This window comes from Microbacterium sp. ARD31, assembly GCF_031844425.1.
On sequence record NZ_JAUZVE010000008.1, the window covers coordinates 95,243 to 113,884 of the forward strand.

The window sequence follows — 18,642 nt, forward strand, 5'->3', positions numbered from 1 at the left end:
GCTCAGACGAAGGCGGGCAGGTCGGTCCAGGCCTCGGGGGCGGCGGGCGCGCCGTCGCGGGTGACCGTGCCTTCGATGAGGCCGTACGGACGGTCGGCGGCGTAGAAGACCTCGTTGGGGTTGTCGAGGCCGAACGCCGACAGGTCGTAGGCGAAGTGGTGCTTGTTGGGCATCGCGAAGCGCACCTCGGCGATCTCGGGTCGCGCCTCGATGGCGGCCCGCCCCATCTCGAACAGGGTCTGCTGCAGCGCCAGCGAGTGCACGGACGCGAACGTCGACAGCAGCACGTCGAGCACCTCGGCGTACAGCGCGTTGTAGTCGATGCCCGCGGCGACGGCGTCGGGCAGGAAGCGCCACCGCCCGGTCACCGAGGTCGCCATGATGCGGTCGTCCGTCTCTCCGAGCGTCGTGTAGCGGTCGCGGGGGAAGCCGTGGAACTCCGATCCGGTGGACTTCAGAACCGTGAGGTCCTTCACGCCACCGAGCACGTGCGTGCCGCCGTCGATGGTCTGCACCGCCGCGAGCCGGGTCGCTCGCCCGGGCCGCACGAAGGCGTGGTCGTGCTCGGCGCCGTCGACGACGATGCGCTCCCACTCGTATTGCTCGGCCTGCCACAGGCCGCCGTCGATCCACTCGAAGCTCGACACGAAGTGCCGGCCGAGGGCGATCAGGTAGTCCTCGGGCGAGCGGATCCCGTGCTCCTTCGCGAACGCGAACGCGGTGTTCTTCTGCGTGTCGGTGGCCACGATCAGGGCGTTGTCGCCCGAGAGGTACGACTCGGCGAGAGCCGCCCCGCGCAGCTGCGACGAGACGTTGAGGTCGACGATCTCGTGGCGGGCGGCATCGCGGTAGATGCGCACGATGCGGTTCTCGGCCTTGCCGTACTTGTTGGCGCCCAGGCTCACGGACACGTCGGTCATGGTTCAGCTCCCTCGATAGGTCGAATAGGCGAACGGGCTCAGCAGCAGCGGCACGTGCAGATGCGGCTCGCCCGACACGGTGAACGTCACGATCACGGCGGGGTAGAAGGTCTCGACACCGCGCGCGGCGAAGTACGGCCCCGTCGAGAACGTCAGCGTGTACGCGCCGTCGTCGAGACGCTCGGGACCGAGCGCGGCGCGTCCGTCGGCGTCGGTGGATCCTTCGGCGACGGGGGTCACGTGCCCGGCCTCATCGAGCCGGGCGAGGGCGATGCGGACCTCCGGCGCCGGCAGGCCGGTCGCGGCGTCGAGGACGTGGGTGGTGAGATGCGCGGTCATGCCCTCATCCTGCCGTCACGCTCCGGCGCAGGCGCAAGAGGGCGATCTCGGCGAGCTGCCCCGCCGCTTCGGCGACCTCGGCGTCGTCATCGTTGCCCAGCCGGCGCTCCAGCTCGGCGAGCATCTCCTCGGGCGAGCGCCCGGCCGCCCGGATCAGGAACACCCGGCCGAACCGCTCCTCGTAGTCGCGGTTGCCCGCGGCGATCCGCTCGGCGACGTCGGCTGCGGCATCCGACATGCTCGCCTGCTCTTGACGGGATGCCGCAGCCTCGGCCCCGGTCCCGGCCGGTCTCTCGCCGATACGCGGATGGTGCGCGAGCGCGGCGTCCAGCTCGGCGCGACCCCACGACGAGGACAGTCCCGCCGCCGCGTCGGCGAGATCGCGAACCGAGGCGTAGGGCCGCCGAGCGACAACCGCGTCGACCCAGGCGGGGACCGCCGCCCACAGCGCCACGGCCTCGCGGGCGGGGGCGGTATCCAGGCTGTTGAACTCGTCGATGTGCATGAGGGGTCCGATCTCGATGTGGGTGCGACGCTATCGGGCCGGGTCAGACGTGCCCGGCGACGGCGTGCACGAGGTCGGAGATCTCGCGCTTGTACTCGTTGAACTCGGGTCCGGTGATGTCGCGCTCGCCGGGGAGGTCGATCGTCACGATGCGGCTGATGTGGCCGGGCACGCCGTGCGAGGCGCCGCCGGTCATCACCACGACGCGGTCGGCGAGGAACACGGCCTCTTCGATGGAGTGCGTGACGAACACCACGGTCGTCTTCGTCTCCACGTGGATGCGCTTGAGCTCGGTCTGCAGATCGGAGCGGGTGAGGGCGTCGAGCGCCCCGAACGGCTCGTCCATCAGCAGCACCTGAGGCTCGTTGGCCAGCACGCGGGCGATCGCGACGCGCTGCTGCATGCCGCCCGAGAGCTGGCCGGGGTACTTCTCGGCGAAGCGCGAGAGGCCGACGGTCTCGATGAAGCGGTCGGCGAGTTCCGCCGCGCGCACCTTCGGCAGCCGCCGCCGGCGCGGACCGTAGGCGACGTTCTCGCGGACGGTCAGCCACGGGAAGAGGCCGTAGTCCTGGAAGACCACGCCGCGCTCGGGCGCGGGCCCGGTGACCGGACGCCCGCCGACGCTGATCGACCCGCTCGTGGCCGGCTCGAAACCGGCGAGGATGCGCAGCACCGTGCTCTTGCCGCACCCGGACGCGCCGACCACCGCGACGAACTCGCCCGACGCGATCGTCAGGTCGACGTCGGCGACCGCCTGCACGCCCGCCCACTCCGGGCCGTAGCGCTTGCCGAGCCGATCGATGACGACGTCGGCGGACGAGTGCTCGTTCACGGCTGCTCCGTTCGGTGCGAGGGTCATTTGATGAGGGGGCGGCCGCGCGTGAACACGCGGAAGGCGCCGATCAGAAGGCGGTCCGACAGGAACCCGGCCAGGCCGATGACGATCATCCCGACCACGACCATGTCGGTGCGCACCACGTCGCGGGCGAGGATGATCGCGGACCCGAGCCCGACGCTCACGCCCACGCTCTCGCCGAGGACGAGCACCACCCACGCGATGCCGAGGCCGACGCGCAGGCCGTTGACGACGGCCGCAGCGGATGCCGGAACGACCACCTGCGCCAGGATCTCCCACGGTCTGGCGCCCAGCATCCGGCCCGCCTCGATCAGACGCGGGGGCACCTCTTTGGAACCGCTGATGGCGCCCAGCACGATCGGGAAGAACGCCGACAGGGCGATCAGGAAGATCGTCGCCTGGTCCCCCCAGCCGATCAGGAGGCCGACGAGCGGCACCCACGCGGTGGCGGGGATCGGCCGGAACAGGTTGATGAACGGGTCGAACAGCGAGTCCATCGTGTAGTAGCGGCCCATCAGGATGCCGAGCGGGATCGCGATCGCCGCGGCGATGCCGAACCCGACCAGCACCCGCAGCGACGACGCCGCGAGGTTGACCCACAGGTCGCCCGAGAACGCGTCGTCGCGGATGCCGCCGAACGCGTAGTCCCACAGCGACAGCACGACGTCGCCCGGCGCGGGGAGGAACCCCATGCGGATGCCGATGACGGGGATCTCCCACGCCTGATCCCGACCGACCTGCCAGACGACGAGGAACAGCAGGGGGACCGGAAGGGCGAGCAGGATGCGGCGCAGCAGCGCCCGCCGATTCGGGCGCCGAGCCGGAGGCCGACGGCGGGGCTCGGTCGAGCCCGCCGTCGCCGTCGCCGTCACCGGGGTCGCGGTCATGGCGCGAACGTGGTGTCGACGATGTCTTCGGCGGCGGGCGCCTCGTCGATCAGGCCGATGTCGGTCATCGCCGTTGCCAGCGCCTCAAGCTGTGCGACGTACTCGTCCGACAGGTCGGAACGCAGCCAGAAGTTCTCGAGCGCGGAGGTGAAGACCTCTTCGTCGCCGCCGAACTCCTCGACCATGCCGGGCAGCCACTCGTCGATGTTGTCGGCCATGTACGCGGTCGTGGCGGCGTGGGTGTCGACGACCCGCTGCACGAGCTCGGGGTCCTCCTCGACGAGCGCGCCGGTGGTGACCAGGCCGATGTTCACCCGCCCGATGTCGGTCGAGTACGGGTCGAGCACCTCGGTGCCGCCGGCGGCCTTCGCGATCGAGACGCCGATCTCGACGCCCATGAACGCCGCGATGTCGCCGGCCATGAACGCCGACGCCATCTCGGGGACCGGGATCACGGCGAGGTCGAAGTCCTCGGGCGTGAGGCCGGCGTCGTCGATCAGGAGGCGCAGCGCCACCTCCTGCGCCGAGCCCTGCACGATGCCGATGCGCTCGCCGACCAGGTCGTCGAGCGACGTCTCGCCGTTGCTGATGAAGCCCGAGCCGCCGTCGGCGGCGCTGGCGACGATGGTGAGGTCGCGGTCCTGCGAGACGGAGGAGATGGTGGGCGTGACGCCCGAGATGGCGAAGTCGATCGACCCGGCCGCGAGGGCGTCCGAGAGGGCCGGGGTGGTGTCGAGGGTCACGACCTCGAACTCCACGCCGTCCACGGCGTAGTCGTTGTAGAGGAACGGCTGGTAGAAGTGCGGCTGGCCGCGCAGGGTGCCGATCGTGACGGTCACGGTCTCGTCGTCCGAGCCGCCGGCGGCGGGGCTGCTGCTGCAGCCCGCGAGGAGCAGGGCGGCGGTCGTGGCGGTCACGGCGACCGCGAGGAGGCGGGTGCGGGGTGAGGACATGGGTGGACGCTCCAGGGGCGGTTTCCGGCGTGGGGCATACCGGCAGGCGGAAGGGGGTGGTGGGGCTGGCCTCATTCAAGACCCGCTGTTCGCTCGCGGTGTGAAGCGCGTGTAACGAGCGCGTTAAGTCGGGACTTAATCCGCACGCGGCGCGGGTGCGCGGGGATTTCGCTCGGCCCTACGATGGCGGCAGAGCGGTTCACGGAGGCCCCATGAGCGAGACGGCACTGCCGATGCAGATCGGAGCGCGCCTGCGCAGCATCCGGCAATCGTCGGGACGCTCGCTGGCCTCGGTCGCCCAGCAGATGGGGATCTCCTCCAGCGCGCTGTCGCAGATCGAGACCGGCGCGATGCAGCCGTCCGTCAACCGTCTCATCGAGTTCGTGACGGTGCTGGGCGTGCCCGTGTCGGCCATCTTCGACGACCTCGCGGTCTTCTCGCCCCGTCTGGGCGACGGGGCCGCAGAGGTCACCGAGCCGCTTGAGGGCGTGCTCGTGTCGCAGCCCGACGCGGTCGAGGCGGCGCACCTCGGGCAGGGCGTCACCTACCGTCGACTCTCCCCAGCCGCGCTGCCGGGTGTCGACTGGTTCGAGTCGACGTACCCGCCCGGGTCGTCGTCGTCGATCGACGGCGCGATGCTCGTCCACGCCGGCTACGAGAGCGGACACGTCGTGCAGGGCGAGCTCACCTTCGAGTTCGCCGACGGCGCCGTGCGGCTCGGCCGCGGCGGCTCGCTGTCGTTCGCGGCGTCGCGTCCGCATCGCGTCGTCAACGACACCGCCGAGACCGCGGTCGCGATCTGGCTGACCCTCACCACCGCGGAGCCCTCCTAGCCCAGCCCACGCCCGGCGTTCTCCCGGCGTTCGGATCACGTGAGCTGGACGCCTGCGGCGGGTGGGGTGCGGCATCCGGGGTTCGGATCACGTGTTGTCGCCGACCGCACCCGTTGCGTGCGCTCGTGACGGGTGGTCTCGGTGAGATCACGTGTTCTGGACGCCAGGTGAGGGTCGGGCGACACCGAGCGGATGCCGGGGCTTAAGCCCCGACTTAACGCGAGCGTTACGCGAGGGAAACCGCGCCGAACCCCGGGCGGCATAGCTTCGTGCCACCGGGCGCCGCTCGCGTGCCGCCGGCACGACCGGCGGTCCCGCGGGCATCTCCGCCCGCCGAGCACCACCCCCACGTCCGTGACGGGAGCAGCCATGACCTCGACCATCCCCACCTCCGAGTTCGACACCGCCATCGGTGACGACCGGCATCCTTCTCTGCACAACGACGACCTCGCGCCGCTCCCCTCCGAGAAGCGCCGGTGGGGAGCGTTCGAGATCTTCAACGTGTGGACCAACGACGTGCAGAGCCTGGCCGGCTACACCCTGGCCGCGGGCCTGTTCGTCACCGCCGGGATCAACGGGTGGTGGGTCTTCGCGGCGATCATCCTCGCCGGCTTGTTCGTGAACTGGCTCGTGAACCTCACCGGCAAGCCGAGCGTGAAGTACGGCATCCCGTACGCGGTGATGGCGAGGTCGAGCATGGGCGTGCAGGGGGCGCAGTTCCCCGCACTCATCCGCGGCATCGTCGCGATGTTCTGGTACGGCGCGCAGACCTACTTCGCCTCGACCGCGGTGGCCATGGCGCTCAACGCCGTCCTCGGCAACCCCGAGCTGCCCGTGTTCCTGGGGATGGACGCGATCGACTGGGTCGCGTACGTCTTCGTCGCGATGCTCCAGGTCGCGCTGTTCGTGGGCGGCATCGCGTGGATCGAGAGGTTTCTCAACGTCGCCGGACCCGCCGTCTACGCGGTCATGGTCATCCTGCTCGTGGTGATCTGGATCCAGGCGGGCGACCGCCTGCTGCCCGCCGTCGGCTCGCTCTTCGCGGGCGACGATCGGGTCGGGTGGGACGCGGTCCTCGCCTTCGTCGGCGTCATCGGCACGATGATCGCCTACTTCTCGGCGGTCGTGATCAACTTCGGCGACTTCGCGCGCTTCTCGCGCAGCGAGGGTGCCATGCGCCGCGGCAACTTCCTCGGGCTGCCGGTGAGCCTGGCCTTCTTCACGTTCCTGTCGCTGTTCATCACCGCCGGCGCCTACATCGTGCTCCAGGGCGGCGAGGGCGAGCCCCTCACGAATCCCGCTGAGATCGTCGGCCTCGTCGGCAACGTGTTCCTCACGATCGTCGCGGCCGTGACCTTTGTGATCGCGACGATCGGGATCAACCTCGTCGCGAACTTCATCCCGCCGGCCTACGACCTGTCGAACCTCGCGCCGCAGCGCATCAGCTTCCGCGCGGGCGGGTACATCACGGCCGCGTTCGGCTTCATCGTCGGCGCGCTGTGGGTCGCCACGATCAGTCGGATCGGGCTGCCCGCCTTCGTCGACACCCTTGGCGCGATCCTCGCACCGCTCTACGGTGTGCTGGTGGCCGACTTCTACATCATCCAGCGCCGGCGCCTCAAGGTGGCCGACCTCTACTCGATGGACCCGGCGGGCCGCTATCACTACCAGAAGGGCTGGAACCTGCGGGCGATCGTCGTCGTCGGCGTCGCGGCGGTGTTCTCGATCGCCGCGGTGTGGATGCCGGCGCTGCAGGCGCTGAGCGGCTTCGCGTGGGTGATCGGCGCCGTCCTCGGCGGCCTGCTGTACCTCGCCGCGATGTGGAACCTGCGCGCCGCGGCCGGCGGCACCGCACCGGCGGTCGAGACCGCATCTCCCGTCGAGACGGGAGCGTGATGGGCGATCGCCGCGTCATCCGGGCGAGCGGGACCTTCCTCGACGGTGCGTTCCAGCCCGCGGCGGTCGTGGTCGAGGACGGCGTCATCGTCGACGTGATCGGGGTCGGGGCACGCGTCGCCGGAGCCACGGCCGTCGTCGTCCCCGACGACGCCGTCCTCCTCCCCGGTCTGGTCGACTCGCACGTGCACGTCAACGAGCCGGGCCGCACCGAGTGGGAGGGGTTCCGGTCCGCTACGCTCGCCGCGGCCGCGGGCGGCGTCACCACGATCGTCGACATGCCGCTCAACTCCATCCCGCCGACCATCAGCCCCGAGGCTCTCGACGTGAAGAAGGCCGCCGCCGCGGCATCCGCCTTCATCGACATCGGATTCTGGGGCGGCGCGGTCCCCGAGAACCTCGGTCGGCTCGCTCCGCTGCACGACGCCGGCGTCTTCGGCTTCAAGTGCTTCCTGGCGCCGTCGGGCGTCGAGGAGTTCGGCCACCTCGACCGGGCGCAGCTCGCCGCGGCGATGGAGGAGATCGCCGCGATCGGGTCGCGCCTCATCGTCCACGCCGAAGACCCCGACCTGCTCGGCCGTGACGGCGCGCTCGGCCGGGGGTACGACGCGTTCCTGGCATCGCGGCCGCCGGCGAGCGAGGCGTCGGCGATCGCGTCCGTCATCGCCGAGGCGCGGCGCACCGGCGCCGGCGCCCACATCCTGCATCTCAGCGACGCGGGATCGCTGCCGGCCATCCGGGCGGCCAAGGCCGACGGCGTGCGGCTGACCGTCGAGACGTGCCCGCACTACCTGACGATCGCCGCCGAGGAGATCCCCGACGGCGCGGCGGAGTTCAAGTGCTGCCCGCCGATCCGCGAGTCCGCCAATCGCGACCTGCTGTGGCGGGGCGTGCTCGACGGCACGATCGACGCGATCGTCAGCGATCACTCGCCGTCGACCGTCGACCTCAAGCGTTCCGGCGGCGGCGACTTCGGTCTCGCGTGGGGTGGCATCGCCGGGCTCCAGGTGGGTTTGTCGGCGGTGTGGACCGAGGCGCGAGCACGCGGCATCCCGCTCGAACGCGTGCTCCCGCTGTACACGACCGGCCCGGCGCGGGTCGCCGGACTCGACGGACTCGGCGTGATCGAGCCCGGAGCCCCGGCGCACCTGACGGTCTTCGGCACCGATGACGCGTTCCCCATCGAAGCCCGCGAGCTCCTGCACAAGAACCCGATCACCGCGTACGACCATCGCCTCCTCACCGGACGGGTGCGGCGCACCTGGCTGCACGGGAGGACGATCTACGACGCGACCGAGGGCGCGCCCGGGCACTCGCCGCGCTTCCGCGCCGCTCCGGCCGGCCGGCTCCTGTCGGCGCGCACGGGGGTCACGGCATGACCGCGCACGGGACCGCCGGCTCGCGGCCGCGCGCGACCGCCGCTCACGCGCCGAGCCCGGGGATGGGATTGGATGGGCCCATGCCCACCGATGTGCTCCAGCCCGGACGCGGCGAGATCGCCGGCGACCACTATCTCCCGGCGACGCCGGCCACCGTGATGTGGGGACGGCTTCCCTGCGCGCAGGATGCCGCGGCCCTCACCATCGGCCCGGGTGACACGGTCACCATCGACACCGTCAGCCATGAGGGCGTGCTCGAAGACCAGGGCAAGGACCCGGTCGCCTACTTCACCGGCCACGGCGTGCCGCGCGAGCAGATCCTCGACGACGCGATCGAGATCGCCGCGTCCCTCTCCCGCAACCCGGACCAGGACGGTCCTCACGTGATCACCGGACCGATCCGCGTCGAGGGGGCGATGCCCGGCGACCTGCTGCGGATCACCGTCGACCGGCTGCAGCCGCGTGTGCCGTACGGCGTCATCTCCAACCGCCACGGCAAGGGTGCCCTCGCGGGCGAGCTGCCGCGCGGCGCGGGGAACGTGAGCGTGTTCTGCCCGGTCGCAGATCGCGACGGTCGCCTGGTCGGGACGCTGCCGGTCGTCGAGGGCGGCCCGCGGGTGGTGGCGTTCCCGCTGGCGCCCTTCCTCGGCACGATGGGGGTGGCCGTCGCCGGCGGCGAGCGGCCGCACTCCGTCCCGCCCGGCCGTCATGGCGGCAACATCGACATCAACCTGCTGACCGAGGGCGCCGTCCTCTACCTGCCGGTGCAGGTCGAGGGCGCGCTGGCCTACGTCGGCGACCCCCACTTCGCGCAGGGCGACGGGGAGGTCGCGCTCACCGCGCTCGAGGCGTCCCTGCGCGCGACCCTGCGCTTCGACGTGGTGCCGCGTGAAGAGGCGCTGACGGAGTTCGGCGAGGTTCTCGGTCCGCTCGTCCGCGCGGGCGGATACCTTGTCCCCACCGGCATGCATCCCGACCTCGACGAGGCGATGCGCGCGTGCGTCCGCGCGGCGATCGCCCTCATCCGGGCGCGCTGGGGACTAGACGAGCATCTGGCCTACGCCTACCTCAGCGCGGCGACCGACTTCGACATCTCCCAGGTGGTCGACATCGTGTGCGGCGTGCACGCCCGCATCCGCGAGACCGACTTCGCGGAGGTGGGCGATGAGTGAGGGTGCGGACGCCGTCTCGGCGGAGGCGCCGGGCCGCGGCATCCCGGGGGCGGAGTCCCTGCCCGATGATCTGCTCGCAGCCTTCGTGCGCTACGAAGAGGCGATCCTCGCGGACGATCTCGCACGCCTCGACGCGGCTTTCGCGCCCGGCGAGCGCACGATGCGCGGCGACGCGGCGGGGCTGCTCGTGGGGCACGACGCGATCTCGGCCTTCCGCGGCACCCGCGGCGGCGTCCCGGCGCGGGTCATCGAACGGATCGAGCATCGCGAGCTGGCTGAGGATGCCGCACTCGTCGTCTCGGTGTCGCGTTACGCGTCGGGCGGGACCGGACTGCAGACCCAGGTGTGGCAGCGGACCGACGGAGCGTGGCGGATCACCGCCGCGCACGTCACGCCACGCGCGCAGGCGCTGAACCGCGCGATCTGGCGGACGGTCGGCGACCCGCTGTTCCAGGGCGCATGGGAGGGCCCGCTGGCCGGGCTCACCGTCGCGGTGAAGGACCTCTTCGCCATCAAGGGCTACCGCATCGGCGCCGGCAACCCCGCGTTCCTCGACAGCGTCACACCCGAGACCGCCACCGCCGCGGCGGTGAGCGACCTGCTGCGTGGCGGGGCGTCGCTGCGGGGCATCGCGCGCACCGACGAGTTCGCGTACTCCATCGCGGGCGACAACGTCCACTACGGCACGCCACCCAACGGTGCCCTGCCGGGCGCACTCCCGGGCGGCTCGTCGAGCGGACCGGCGTCCGCCGTCGCGACCGGGCAGGCCGAGATCGGGCTCGCCACCGACACCGCCGGATCCATCCGCGTGCCGGCCTCGTATCAGGGCCTGTGGGGACTGCGGACGACGCACGGGCTCGTGCCGCGGCAGGGGCTGCTGCCTCTCGCGCAGTCCTTCGACACCGTCGGCTGGCTCACGCGCGACGGCGAGACGCTGCAGCGTGTCGCCGACTGGTGCCTGAGCTACGGCGGATCCGAGAGCACCGAGAGCGTGTACGGCGAATCGGGGACCGACCTGCCGTGGCGGTTCCTGGTGCCGACCGAGATGCTCGAGACGGTCGAGCCGGCCACCCGGGCGGCGTTCGAGGCCTTCCTGACGGCGCTCGCCGCGAGTCCCGACGCCCCGCCCGTCGACACCGTGTCGATCGGCGACCTCGACGAGTACGTCGCCCCGTTCCGCAGCGTGCAGGGCGCGGAGGCCTGGCGCAACAACGGCGACTGGCTGCGCGAGCACCCCGGCGCCGTCGGTCCCGCCGTCGCCGAGCGCTTCCGTGCCGCGGCCGCCATCACCGCCGAAGACGAAGCCGCCGCCCGCCGCGCACTCGAACCGCTGGCCGAGCGTCTCGCCGCTCTCGTCGACGACGCCGTCCTGCTGCTGCCGACGGTTCCCGGCCCGGCGCCGATGCGCACGAGCGCGGGGGAGCGGGTGGATGCCGTCCGCGCCGCCACGCTCCGGCTCACCACCCCGGCGGCCGTCGCCGGGCTTCCCGCCCTGTCGATGCCGTTGCTCACCGTCGCCGCGCAGACCGGTCCCGCCCCGGTCGGGGTGTGCGCGATCGCGCGCGCCGGCACCGACATCGCGCTGGTCCGCCTCGGCCGGCGGCTCGCCGCGGCGGCCGTCCCGGCATCCGGGATCACCTCGTGACCGTCGCCCACCGCGCGTTCGCCCACTCCATGCCCCGCCGCCTGTTCCAGGAGACCCCGTGAGCCACATCCCCGGCCCCATCGATCCGCCCGCGCGCCTGCTCATGGGGCCCGGGCCGATCTCGGCGTACCCGAGCGTGCTGCAGGCGATGTCGGCGCCGCTGGTCGGCCAGTACGACCCCTTCATGACGGCCACGATGACCGAGACGCAGCAGCTCTACCGCGAGGTGTGGGGCACCGCCAACGACGCGACCGTGCTCATCGACGGCACGTCGCGGGCGGGGATCGAGGCCGCGATGATCTCGCTCGTGCGCCCGGGAGACCGCGTGCTCGTCCCCGTGTTCGGGCGGTTCGGGCACCTGCTCGCCGAGATCGCCGAGCGCGCGCTGGCCGAGGTTCACACGATCGAGGTGCCGTGGGGGCAGGTCTTCCCCGTGTCGTCGATCGAAGAGGCCGTCGCCCGCGTGCGACCGCACCTCGTCGCCGTCGTGCAGGGCGACACCTCGACCACGATGCTGCAGCCCCTCGACGAGATCGGCGCCATCTGCGCCGCGCACGGCGCGCTGTTCTACACCGACGCGACCGCGTCGCTCGGCGGCAACGACTTCGAGGCCGACGCCTGGGGTCTGGATGCCGCAACCGCCGGCCTCCAGAAATGCCTGGGCGGTCCGTCCGGATCGGCCCCGCTGACCCTCTCGGACCGTGCGGTCGCGGTCGTCCGGTCGCGGGCGAGGGTCGAGGCGGGCATCCGCGAGGACGACGACCCCGATGCGGACGACTTCGTGCGCTCGAACTACTTCGACCTCGGCATGATCCTCGACTACTGGGGTCCTCGCCGCCTCAACCACCACACCGAAGCCACCTCGATGCTCTACGGCGCACGCGAGTGCGCCCGGGTTCTGCTGGGCGAAGGACGCGACGCCGTCATCGAGCGGCACCGGCTCGCCGGGGCCGCGATGCTCGCCGGCGTCGAGGGTCTCGGGCTCACCGTCTTCGGCGACGTCGCGCACAAGATGTCGAACGTCGTCGCGGTCGAGATCCCCGACGGGGTTCCCGGCGACGTCGCGCGCCAGGCCATGCTCGAGGACTTCGGCATCGAGATCGGCACGTCCTTCGGCCCGCTGCACGGCCGGGTGTGGCGCATCGGCACCATGGGCTACAACGCCCGCAAGGATGCCGTGTTCACGACGCTCGTCGCCCTGGAGGCGGTGCTGCGGCGGTTCGGCGCACACGTGGCTCCCGGCGGGGGAGTGGATGCGGCCAGCGACATATACCGGAGCGCGTGACGTGCCGGCATCCCTCCTCGACGTCGACCGCGACCGGATCGCCACCGCCGCCCGGCGCGTGATGGCCCGCTGCGACGAGCTCGCGCGCGTATCGGCGACCGCCGGCGCCATCGAGCGGGTCTACCTCTCGCCCGAGCATGCCCGCGTGAACCGCCTGGCCGCCGAATGGATGCGGGAGATCGGCATGACGACGAGGCAGGATGCCGCAGGCAACCAGCTCGGGCGTCTCGGCGACCCCGATCGTCCCGCCCTCATGATCGGGTCGCACCTCGACACGGTGCCCGACGCGGGACGGTTCGACGGGATCGTCGGCGTGCTCATGGCCCTCGAGGTCGTCCGCCTGCTGCGCGGGTCCGGCGGCCACGAGGACGGTGCCGGGTCGCCGCTGCCGTTCGCGCTCGAGGTGATCGCGTTCTCGGACGAAGAGGGCACGCGATTCGGGAAGGCGCTGCTCGGTTCGTCCGCGGTCGCCGGAACCTGGGACGACGCCTGGTGGGCGCTCGCGGATGCCGACGGAACGACCCTGCGCGAGGCCTTCCTGGAGTTCGGTCTCGATCCCGGCCGCATCCGCGAGGCCGCGAGACACCCGGACGAACTCGTCGGCTACCTCGAGGCCCACATCGAGCAGGGGCCGGAGCTCGACGAGCGGGGCGAGTCGCTCGCCGTCGTGTCGTCGATCGCGAGTGCGCGCCGGTTCCAGCTCGTCGTCGAAGGAGAGGCGCGGCACGCCGGCGGGACCCCGTACGATCGTCGCCGCGATGCGCTCCTCGGGGCCTCCGAGGCGGCGCTGGCCGTCGAGCGGATATGCCGGTCCGAGCATCACATCGTCGGCACCGTGGGTCAGCTCGAGGCCTATCCCGGCGCGGTGAACATCGTGCCCGGCGAGGCCCACCTCTCTCTCGACCTGCGCGGCGAGTTCGACGGCGAGCGGGACCGGGTGTGGCGGCGGATCGAGCGCGAGTTCGACGACATCATGGGCCGGCGCGGCCTGCGCTGGCAATCCCGGGAGATTCACAACGCCCCCGCGGTGTACTGCGCACCCCTGCTGCAGGACGTCATGCGGGCCGGCATCCGCGCTGCCACCCCGAACGGTCCGGCGGATCCGGCGGTCATCTTCAGCCGCGCCGGTCACGACGGCATGGCGATCGGCGCGGTGGCCGATGTCGGGATGCTGTTCCTCCGCAACCCGGACGGCATCAGTCATCACCCCGACGAGTCGGTGGCGGGGGGCGACGTCGCGCGCGGCATCCAGGCCCTGAGCGAGGCCGTGCTGCTGCTCGCCGCCGAACGCGGCTGACGCCTCAGTCCGGGCGTCAGTCGATCGGAACGCCGCCGAACGTCCCGCCGGTGTAGGTGACCCCATCTTCGCCCGTGGTGCCGAGCACGAACGACAGCGCGCCCTCCGGGGCCACGTCGGCCAGAGCCGGGTCGGTGAGCCGGTCGGAGATCTGCTCGACCTCATCGGGCTCGAGTCCCGACACGTAGAGGGTCGGTGAGGCGTCGGGGCGCGGCTCGGCCTCGAGCACGACTTCGGCGTGAGGGTACTCCTGCGCGATGCGCACCACCTCGTGGATGGCGGCGTCGGCGGTGCGGGCGGGCACGTGGACGATGCGCAGGCGCTCATCGACGGACTGCAGGGTGTACGTGCCGCCGTCGGCGAACAGGTCGAGGTCCTTGATCGACGTGAAGGTCCACTCGAATTCGGCCATGTCGATGATGGTCACCGTCGGCCAGCCGTCCACGATGCTGATTCCGGTCGTCCCCGGAGTGCCCGCCACCTCGAGGACGTCGGTCAGGGTCTGCTCGATCTCGGCGGCGTCCGCCGGGTAGACCTGCAGGGTCCACGCCGGAGGCGGGGTGATCTCGGCGTCCAGCTGCGGCACCTCGACGGGTTCCCGCTGCAGGATCGCCTCACCCGGCAGCGACTCGGCCGCCGCGGCATCCCGCACCCGGCCGGCCAGGGCGAGGGTCTCCTCGTCGGTGGCCGAGCCGATGATCGTCACGGCGACCGACTCGCGACCCTGCGTTGCGCAGTCGGCCACGAGCGGGTCGTCGCACAGCTGCGCGAGCGACTCGGGTGTGCCCGACGGGGTCGGCGTGCTCGTCGTGCCGCCCGCGCATCCCGCAAGCGCCAGCGCGGGTGTCAGCGCGAGCACGCCGATGAGCGCCGCGCCTGCGGCGCGCGGCATCGTCCGGGTCTGGCGTCGCACCCGTGCACCTTCCGTTCCGGCGTCGCCGTCCTCGACGCGCCGTCCCCATCGACGGTACTCGATGCCCTGCCTCTCGGGGCGGGGCTGCGCCACTGTCAGCGCTGCGCGCCTGTCATACCCATGCGCGCGAGCACGATGTTCTCGACGACCTGCACGATGTTGTAGAGCAGCAGCGTCACGATCGTGATGAGGGCGACCGATGCCCACAGATCGTCGAACCGGGCGGATGCCGTGAATTTGACGATCATGCCGCCGATGCCCGTCCCGGTCGAGAGCCACTCGGCCAGCAATGCGCCGGTGACCGCTCCGGGCACCGACACGCGCGCCGCGGCGAACAGCGACGGCAGCGCGCCGGGGACGCTCACCTTGCGCAGCTGCGTGGCGCGTCCGCCGCCGTACACGTGGACGAGGTCGAGACTCTCCTTGGAGGCGCGACTGAGGCCGAACATGATCGAGGCGAGCGCGGGGAAGAGAACCACGATCGACCCGATGACGGCGACCGAGGCCGGTGTGCCGCGGCCGGTGATGAGGATGATGACCGGTGCGATCGCGACCAGCGGCACCGACCGCAGCAGCAGGGCGAGCGGCATGACACCGGCCTCGACGGCGCGCGAGAGCGAGAAGACGACGGCCAGGGCGGTCGCGACGACCATGCCGACGGCGAAGCCCAGGGCGGCGTCCTGGAGTGTCTGCCACAGGAGCGGCAGCAGGTCGGCGCGGTGCGCCGCGGCATCCGGGTCGATGAAGAGGAACTCCCACACCTGCGCGGGACCCTTGGCGACGAACGGAGAGATGCCGGTGAGGTTCACCACCGCCCACCACAGAGCGACGATGATCACGAGGGTCAGCAGCGCGTTGAGCAGCGAACGCCCGACGGCGCGGCCCATGGCGTTCATCATGCGACGGCCCTCCCCGACACCCACGGGGTCACGGCGCGCGAGAGCAGTCCGACGAGGGCGTACCCGATGAGGGCGACGACGGCCGAGAGCAGGAACACCGCCCACACGCGCGCGGAGTCCAGGTCGCCCTGCAGCTTGATGAGGGTGATGCCGACGCCGCGGTCGATTCCCCCCATGTACTCGCCGAGGACGGCTCCGAGGAACGCCGACGGCACCGCGATCTGCAGGGCGTTGAGGATCGCCGGGAGGGCGGCGATGAGCCGAACCTTGCGCAGCGCCGTGAAGCGGGACCCGCCGTACACGTGCACGACGTCCAGGCTCGCCTTGTCGGCGGCCTTGAAGCCGAGGAGGGCGCCGACGACGGTGGTGAAGAAGACCGCCAGCGCGGCGAGGAAGATCGCCGTCGAGCTGGGGTCGCCCGGGCGCTTGGCGCCGCCGAGCACGACGATCGCGATGCCGCCGACCGCGACCACCGGCAGGCAGTAGCTGACGACGGCGATCTGGGTGACGATCGGCTCGACGCGGGGGATCAGCAGCACGGTCGCCGCCAGCAGCAGCGCGATCGCGTTGCCCCACGCGTAGCCGATGAGGGCTTCGGTGATGGTCACTTGGAAGACGCTCCAGTAGGGCGCGAGACCGTCCTGCCAGATCGTCCGGAACACCGTGAAGGGCGACGGCACCGGAGTGAACGTGGTGCCCGGCGGGGGCTGGAAGATCGTCGCCGAGAAGACCCACCAGCCCAGCAGGATGGCGACGGCCCCGATGACCCCCGCGAGCCAGCCCGGGATGCGACGGCGGGTCATCAGGCCTCCGCCGCGGCCCGGCCGTCCGAGCCGAAGAGCAGCTCCGACGCGCGGTCCACCAGTGCGTGGAACTCGGGCGTGCGCATCATGTCGGGGGTGCGGGGGCGGGGCAGGTCGACCTCGATGATCTTCTTGATGCGGCCGGGGCGCGGGCTCATGACGGCGACGCGGTCCGACAGGAAGATCGCCTCGGAGATGCCGTGGGTGACCAGCAGCGTCGTGGCGGGCTTCTCGGTCCAGATCCGCAGCAGCTCGAGGTTGAGGTTCTGCCGGGTCATGTCGTCGAGCGCGCCGAAGGGCTCGTCGAGCAGCAGCACCGAGGGCTTCAGCGCCAGGGCGCGCGCGATCGAGACGCGCTGGCGCATGCCGCCCGACAGCTGGGCGGGCTTGGCCTTCTCGAACCCGGTGAGCCCGACCAGCTGGATGAGCTCGTCGATGTACGCCTTGTCGGGTCTGCGGCCGGCGATCTCGAAGACCAGACGGATGTTGGTCAGCACGCTCCGCCACGGCAGCAGCGCGTGGTCCTGGAAGGCGATCCCCAGCTCGCTGTCGCGGCGCAGCTGCGCCGGGGTCTTGCCGTCCACGAACACCTCACCCGTGGTCGGGTGCTCGAGGTCGGCGAGGATGCGAAGGATCGTCGACTTGCCGCAGCCCGAGGGGCCGAGAAGCGCCAGGAACGATCCCTTGTCGGTGTGCAGGTGGGTGTCCTGCAGTGCGGTGACGGTCTTCCCGCGCCCGGTGTGGAAGGTCTTGCTGAGGCCGTCGATCCGGATGCCGGTACCGCCGGCCCGCGAGGGGCTGGAGGTACCGGCATCCGATGTGATGTCCGTGGTCATGAGTCCCTAGGGGAGGTAGTCCTTGAGCTCGGGCATCTCGGTGTAGATCTCGTCGATGATGGTCGTGTCGAAGAGGTCCTCGACCGACACCTCCCAGCCGGCGGCGGCGAGGGAGTCGACGGTCTGCTGCTTGAGCTCGTCGGAGATGGTGAACAGGCCGTTCGCCTCGGTCTCCTCGGTGGAGATGAGGAGCTTCTCGGCCTCGAGGCCGAGCGCCGTCTTCTCGGGGTCGAGCGCCCCGAAGATGGCCTCGAGGCCCTCCTCGGACTCGGCGGCCGCGGCGTTGTAGTACTCCTCGACCAGCGACACGGTGTCCTCGGTCGACTCCTGGAAGACGTCCGTCCAGCCCTTGATCTCGGCGATCAGGAACGCCTTGAGAAGCTCGGGGTTCTCGGCCAGGTACTGGTCGGTGACGCTGAAGGTCTCGGCGACGTAGGGCACGCCGTTGTCGGCGTACGACAGGTTGGTGATGTCGTAGCCGGCCAGCTCGACGGTCAGGGCCTCGTTGGTCAGGTAGGCCATGAAGCCGTCGACCTCGCCGTTCATCAGCGGGGTCGGGTCGAAGTCCACGGGCACGACCGTGACGTCGCCCTCGTCGATGCCGTTGGCGTTGAGGAGCGCGGCGAAGACCGAGGCGTTGGAGTCCTGCACGCCGATCGTCTTGCCGATGAGGTCCTCGGGGCTCTGGATGTCGCCGCCGTCGGCGAGCGACAGGATCGTGAACGGGTTCTTCTGGAAGGTCGCGCCGATGATCTTCAGGGGGGCTTCCTGCTCGGCGATCGCGGCGCCGATCGAGGCGGCGTCGCTCAGGGCGACCTGGACCGATCCCGAGAGCAGCTTGGCCACGCCGGTGTCGGGACCCGAGATGCCGATGACCTCGTCGAAGCCCGCCTCGTCGTAGTAGCCGTTCTCGTAGGCGTAGAACTCGCCCGCGAACTCCTCGTTCTTGATCCACGAGTACTGCACGCTGATCTCGCCGTACGAGGCCTCATCGGTGCCCTCGGCTCCGCCGGTCGACGTCTCGCTGCCGGCGCAGCCGCCGAGGATCAGTGCGGATGCGGCGATCGCCGCTGCGACCGTGCCCAGCCGGGCACGCCGCTTCAGGTTGCTGTGAACTGCCATCGGGCTGGCTCTCCCTTGAAAAGTGGGTGATAACGGCATGACGCTAGTCCCGGCACGTTTCGGCGCCCGCCCCGCCGTGTTTCCGAGATGTGACGCGAAGCC

The 18,642-nt window shown here is 71.3% G+C and carries 18 protein-coding genes; 7 read left to right on the plus strand and 11 right to left on the minus strand.

What is annotated here, in order from left to right:
• Positions 1–2 precede the first annotated feature (2 nt).
• From pucL to Q9S36_RS20805, 6 genes are read right to left on the minus strand one after another with little or no spacing between them, the layout of a single operon-like run.
• A complete protein-coding gene (gene pucL, locus Q9S36_RS20780) occupies positions 3–920 on the minus strand; it encodes a factor-independent urate hydroxylase (protein WP_311286761.1) in 918 nt (305 codons plus the stop codon).
• 3 nt (positions 921–923) lie between these two features.
• The gene (gene uraH, locus Q9S36_RS20785) at positions 924–1,259 is read right to left on the minus strand and encodes a hydroxyisourate hydrolase (protein ID WP_311286762.1); all 336 of its coding nucleotides are present in this window, start codon (positions 1,257–1,259) and stop codon (positions 924–926) included.
• A 4-nt stretch (positions 1,260–1,263) separates the two neighbouring features.
• Complete coding sequence (uraD, locus tag Q9S36_RS20790; protein WP_311286763.1) at positions 1,264–1,764, minus strand: 2-oxo-4-hydroxy-4-carboxy-5-ureidoimidazoline decarboxylase; 501 nt, start codon at positions 1,762–1,764, stop codon at positions 1,264–1,266.
• Positions 1,765–1,807: 43 nt separating this feature from the next.
• Complete coding sequence (locus tag Q9S36_RS20795; protein WP_311286764.1) at positions 1,808–2,623, minus strand: ABC transporter ATP-binding protein; 816 nt, start codon at positions 2,621–2,623, stop codon at positions 1,808–1,810.
• Positions 2,620–3,507: an ABC transporter permease gene (locus tag Q9S36_RS20800; RefSeq protein WP_311286765.1), complete on the minus strand. Its 888-nt coding sequence runs from the start codon at positions 3,505–3,507 to the stop codon at positions 2,620–2,622. The genes Q9S36_RS20795 and Q9S36_RS20800 overlap by 4 nt, the downstream gene beginning before the upstream one ends.
• Entirely contained in the window at positions 3,504–4,460 is a 957-nt protein-coding gene (locus tag Q9S36_RS20805; protein ID WP_311286766.1) for an ABC transporter substrate-binding protein, read from the minus strand. Before Q9S36_RS20805 ends, Q9S36_RS20800 begins: the two co-directional genes overlap by 4 nt.
• A 212-nt stretch (positions 4,461–4,672) precedes the next feature.
• Between Q9S36_RS20805 and Q9S36_RS20810 the strand changes: the two genes are divergently transcribed.
• The 7 genes from Q9S36_RS20810 (at position 4,673) to Q9S36_RS20840 (ending at position 13,967) form a co-directional block, all read left to right on the plus strand.
• Positions 4,673–5,293 (plus strand): helix-turn-helix domain-containing protein, encoded by a 621-nt coding sequence (locus Q9S36_RS20810; RefSeq protein ID WP_311286767.1) that lies wholly within the window; start codon positions 4,673–4,675, stop codon positions 5,291–5,293.
• A gap of 369 nt (positions 5,294–5,662) precedes the next feature.
• Positions 5,663–7,189 (plus strand): NCS1 family nucleobase:cation symporter-1, encoded by a 1,527-nt coding sequence (locus Q9S36_RS20815; RefSeq protein ID WP_311286768.1) that lies wholly within the window; start codon positions 5,663–5,665, stop codon positions 7,187–7,189.
• Positions 7,189–8,568: an allantoinase AllB gene (gene allB / locus Q9S36_RS20820; protein WP_311286769.1), complete on the plus strand. Its 1,380-nt coding sequence runs from the start codon at positions 7,189–7,191 to the stop codon at positions 8,566–8,568. The genes Q9S36_RS20815 and allB overlap by 1 nt, the downstream gene beginning before the upstream one ends.
• 80 nt (positions 8,569–8,648) lie before the next feature.
• Positions 8,649–9,740, plus strand: a complete 1,092-nt coding sequence (locus Q9S36_RS20825) for an acetamidase/formamidase family protein (protein WP_311286770.1) — start codon at positions 8,649–8,651, stop codon at positions 9,738–9,740.
• Entirely contained in the window at positions 9,733–11,385 is a 1,653-nt protein-coding gene (locus Q9S36_RS20830) for an AtzH-like domain-containing protein (protein ID WP_311286771.1), read from the plus strand. Before Q9S36_RS20825 ends, Q9S36_RS20830 begins: the two co-directional genes overlap by 8 nt.
• A gap of 103 nt (positions 11,386–11,488) precedes the next feature.
• Positions 11,489–12,670: an alanine--glyoxylate aminotransferase family protein gene (locus Q9S36_RS20835; RefSeq protein WP_311286872.1), complete on the plus strand. Its 1,182-nt coding sequence runs from the start codon at positions 11,489–11,491 to the stop codon at positions 12,668–12,670.
• 1 nt (position 12,671) lies between these two features.
• Positions 12,672–13,967: an allantoate amidohydrolase gene (locus Q9S36_RS20840; protein WP_311286772.1), complete on the plus strand. Its 1,296-nt coding sequence runs from the start codon at positions 12,672–12,674 to the stop codon at positions 13,965–13,967.
• 16 nt (positions 13,968–13,983) lie between these two features.
• On the opposite strand, the gene Q9S36_RS20845 is transcribed toward Q9S36_RS20840, so the two are convergent.
• From Q9S36_RS20845 to Q9S36_RS20865, 5 genes are all read right to left on the minus strand, one after another.
• Positions 13,984–14,880, minus strand: coding sequence for a hypothetical protein (locus Q9S36_RS20845; RefSeq protein WP_311286774.1), 897 nt, complete (start codon positions 14,878–14,880; stop codon positions 13,984–13,986).
• A gap of 95 nt (positions 14,881–14,975) precedes the next feature.
• Entirely contained in the window at positions 14,976–15,779 is an 804-nt protein-coding gene (locus tag Q9S36_RS20850) for an ABC transporter permease subunit (protein WP_311286775.1), read from the minus strand.
• On the minus strand, positions 15,776–16,582 hold the full coding sequence (locus Q9S36_RS20855; RefSeq protein WP_311286776.1) for an ABC transporter permease subunit: 807 nt from the start codon (positions 16,580–16,582) through the stop codon (positions 15,776–15,778). The genes Q9S36_RS20850 and Q9S36_RS20855 overlap by 4 nt, the downstream gene beginning before the upstream one ends.
• Positions 16,582–17,418, minus strand: a complete 837-nt coding sequence (locus Q9S36_RS20860) for an ABC transporter ATP-binding protein (RefSeq protein WP_311286777.1) — start codon at positions 17,416–17,418, stop codon at positions 16,582–16,584. Before Q9S36_RS20860 ends, Q9S36_RS20855 begins: the two co-directional genes overlap by 1 nt.
• Before the next feature lie 6 nt (positions 17,419–17,424).
• Positions 17,425–18,540, minus strand: coding sequence for an ABC transporter substrate-binding protein (locus tag Q9S36_RS20865; protein WP_311286778.1), 1,116 nt, complete (start codon positions 18,538–18,540; stop codon positions 17,425–17,427).
• Positions 18,541–18,642 lie beyond the last annotated feature (102 nt).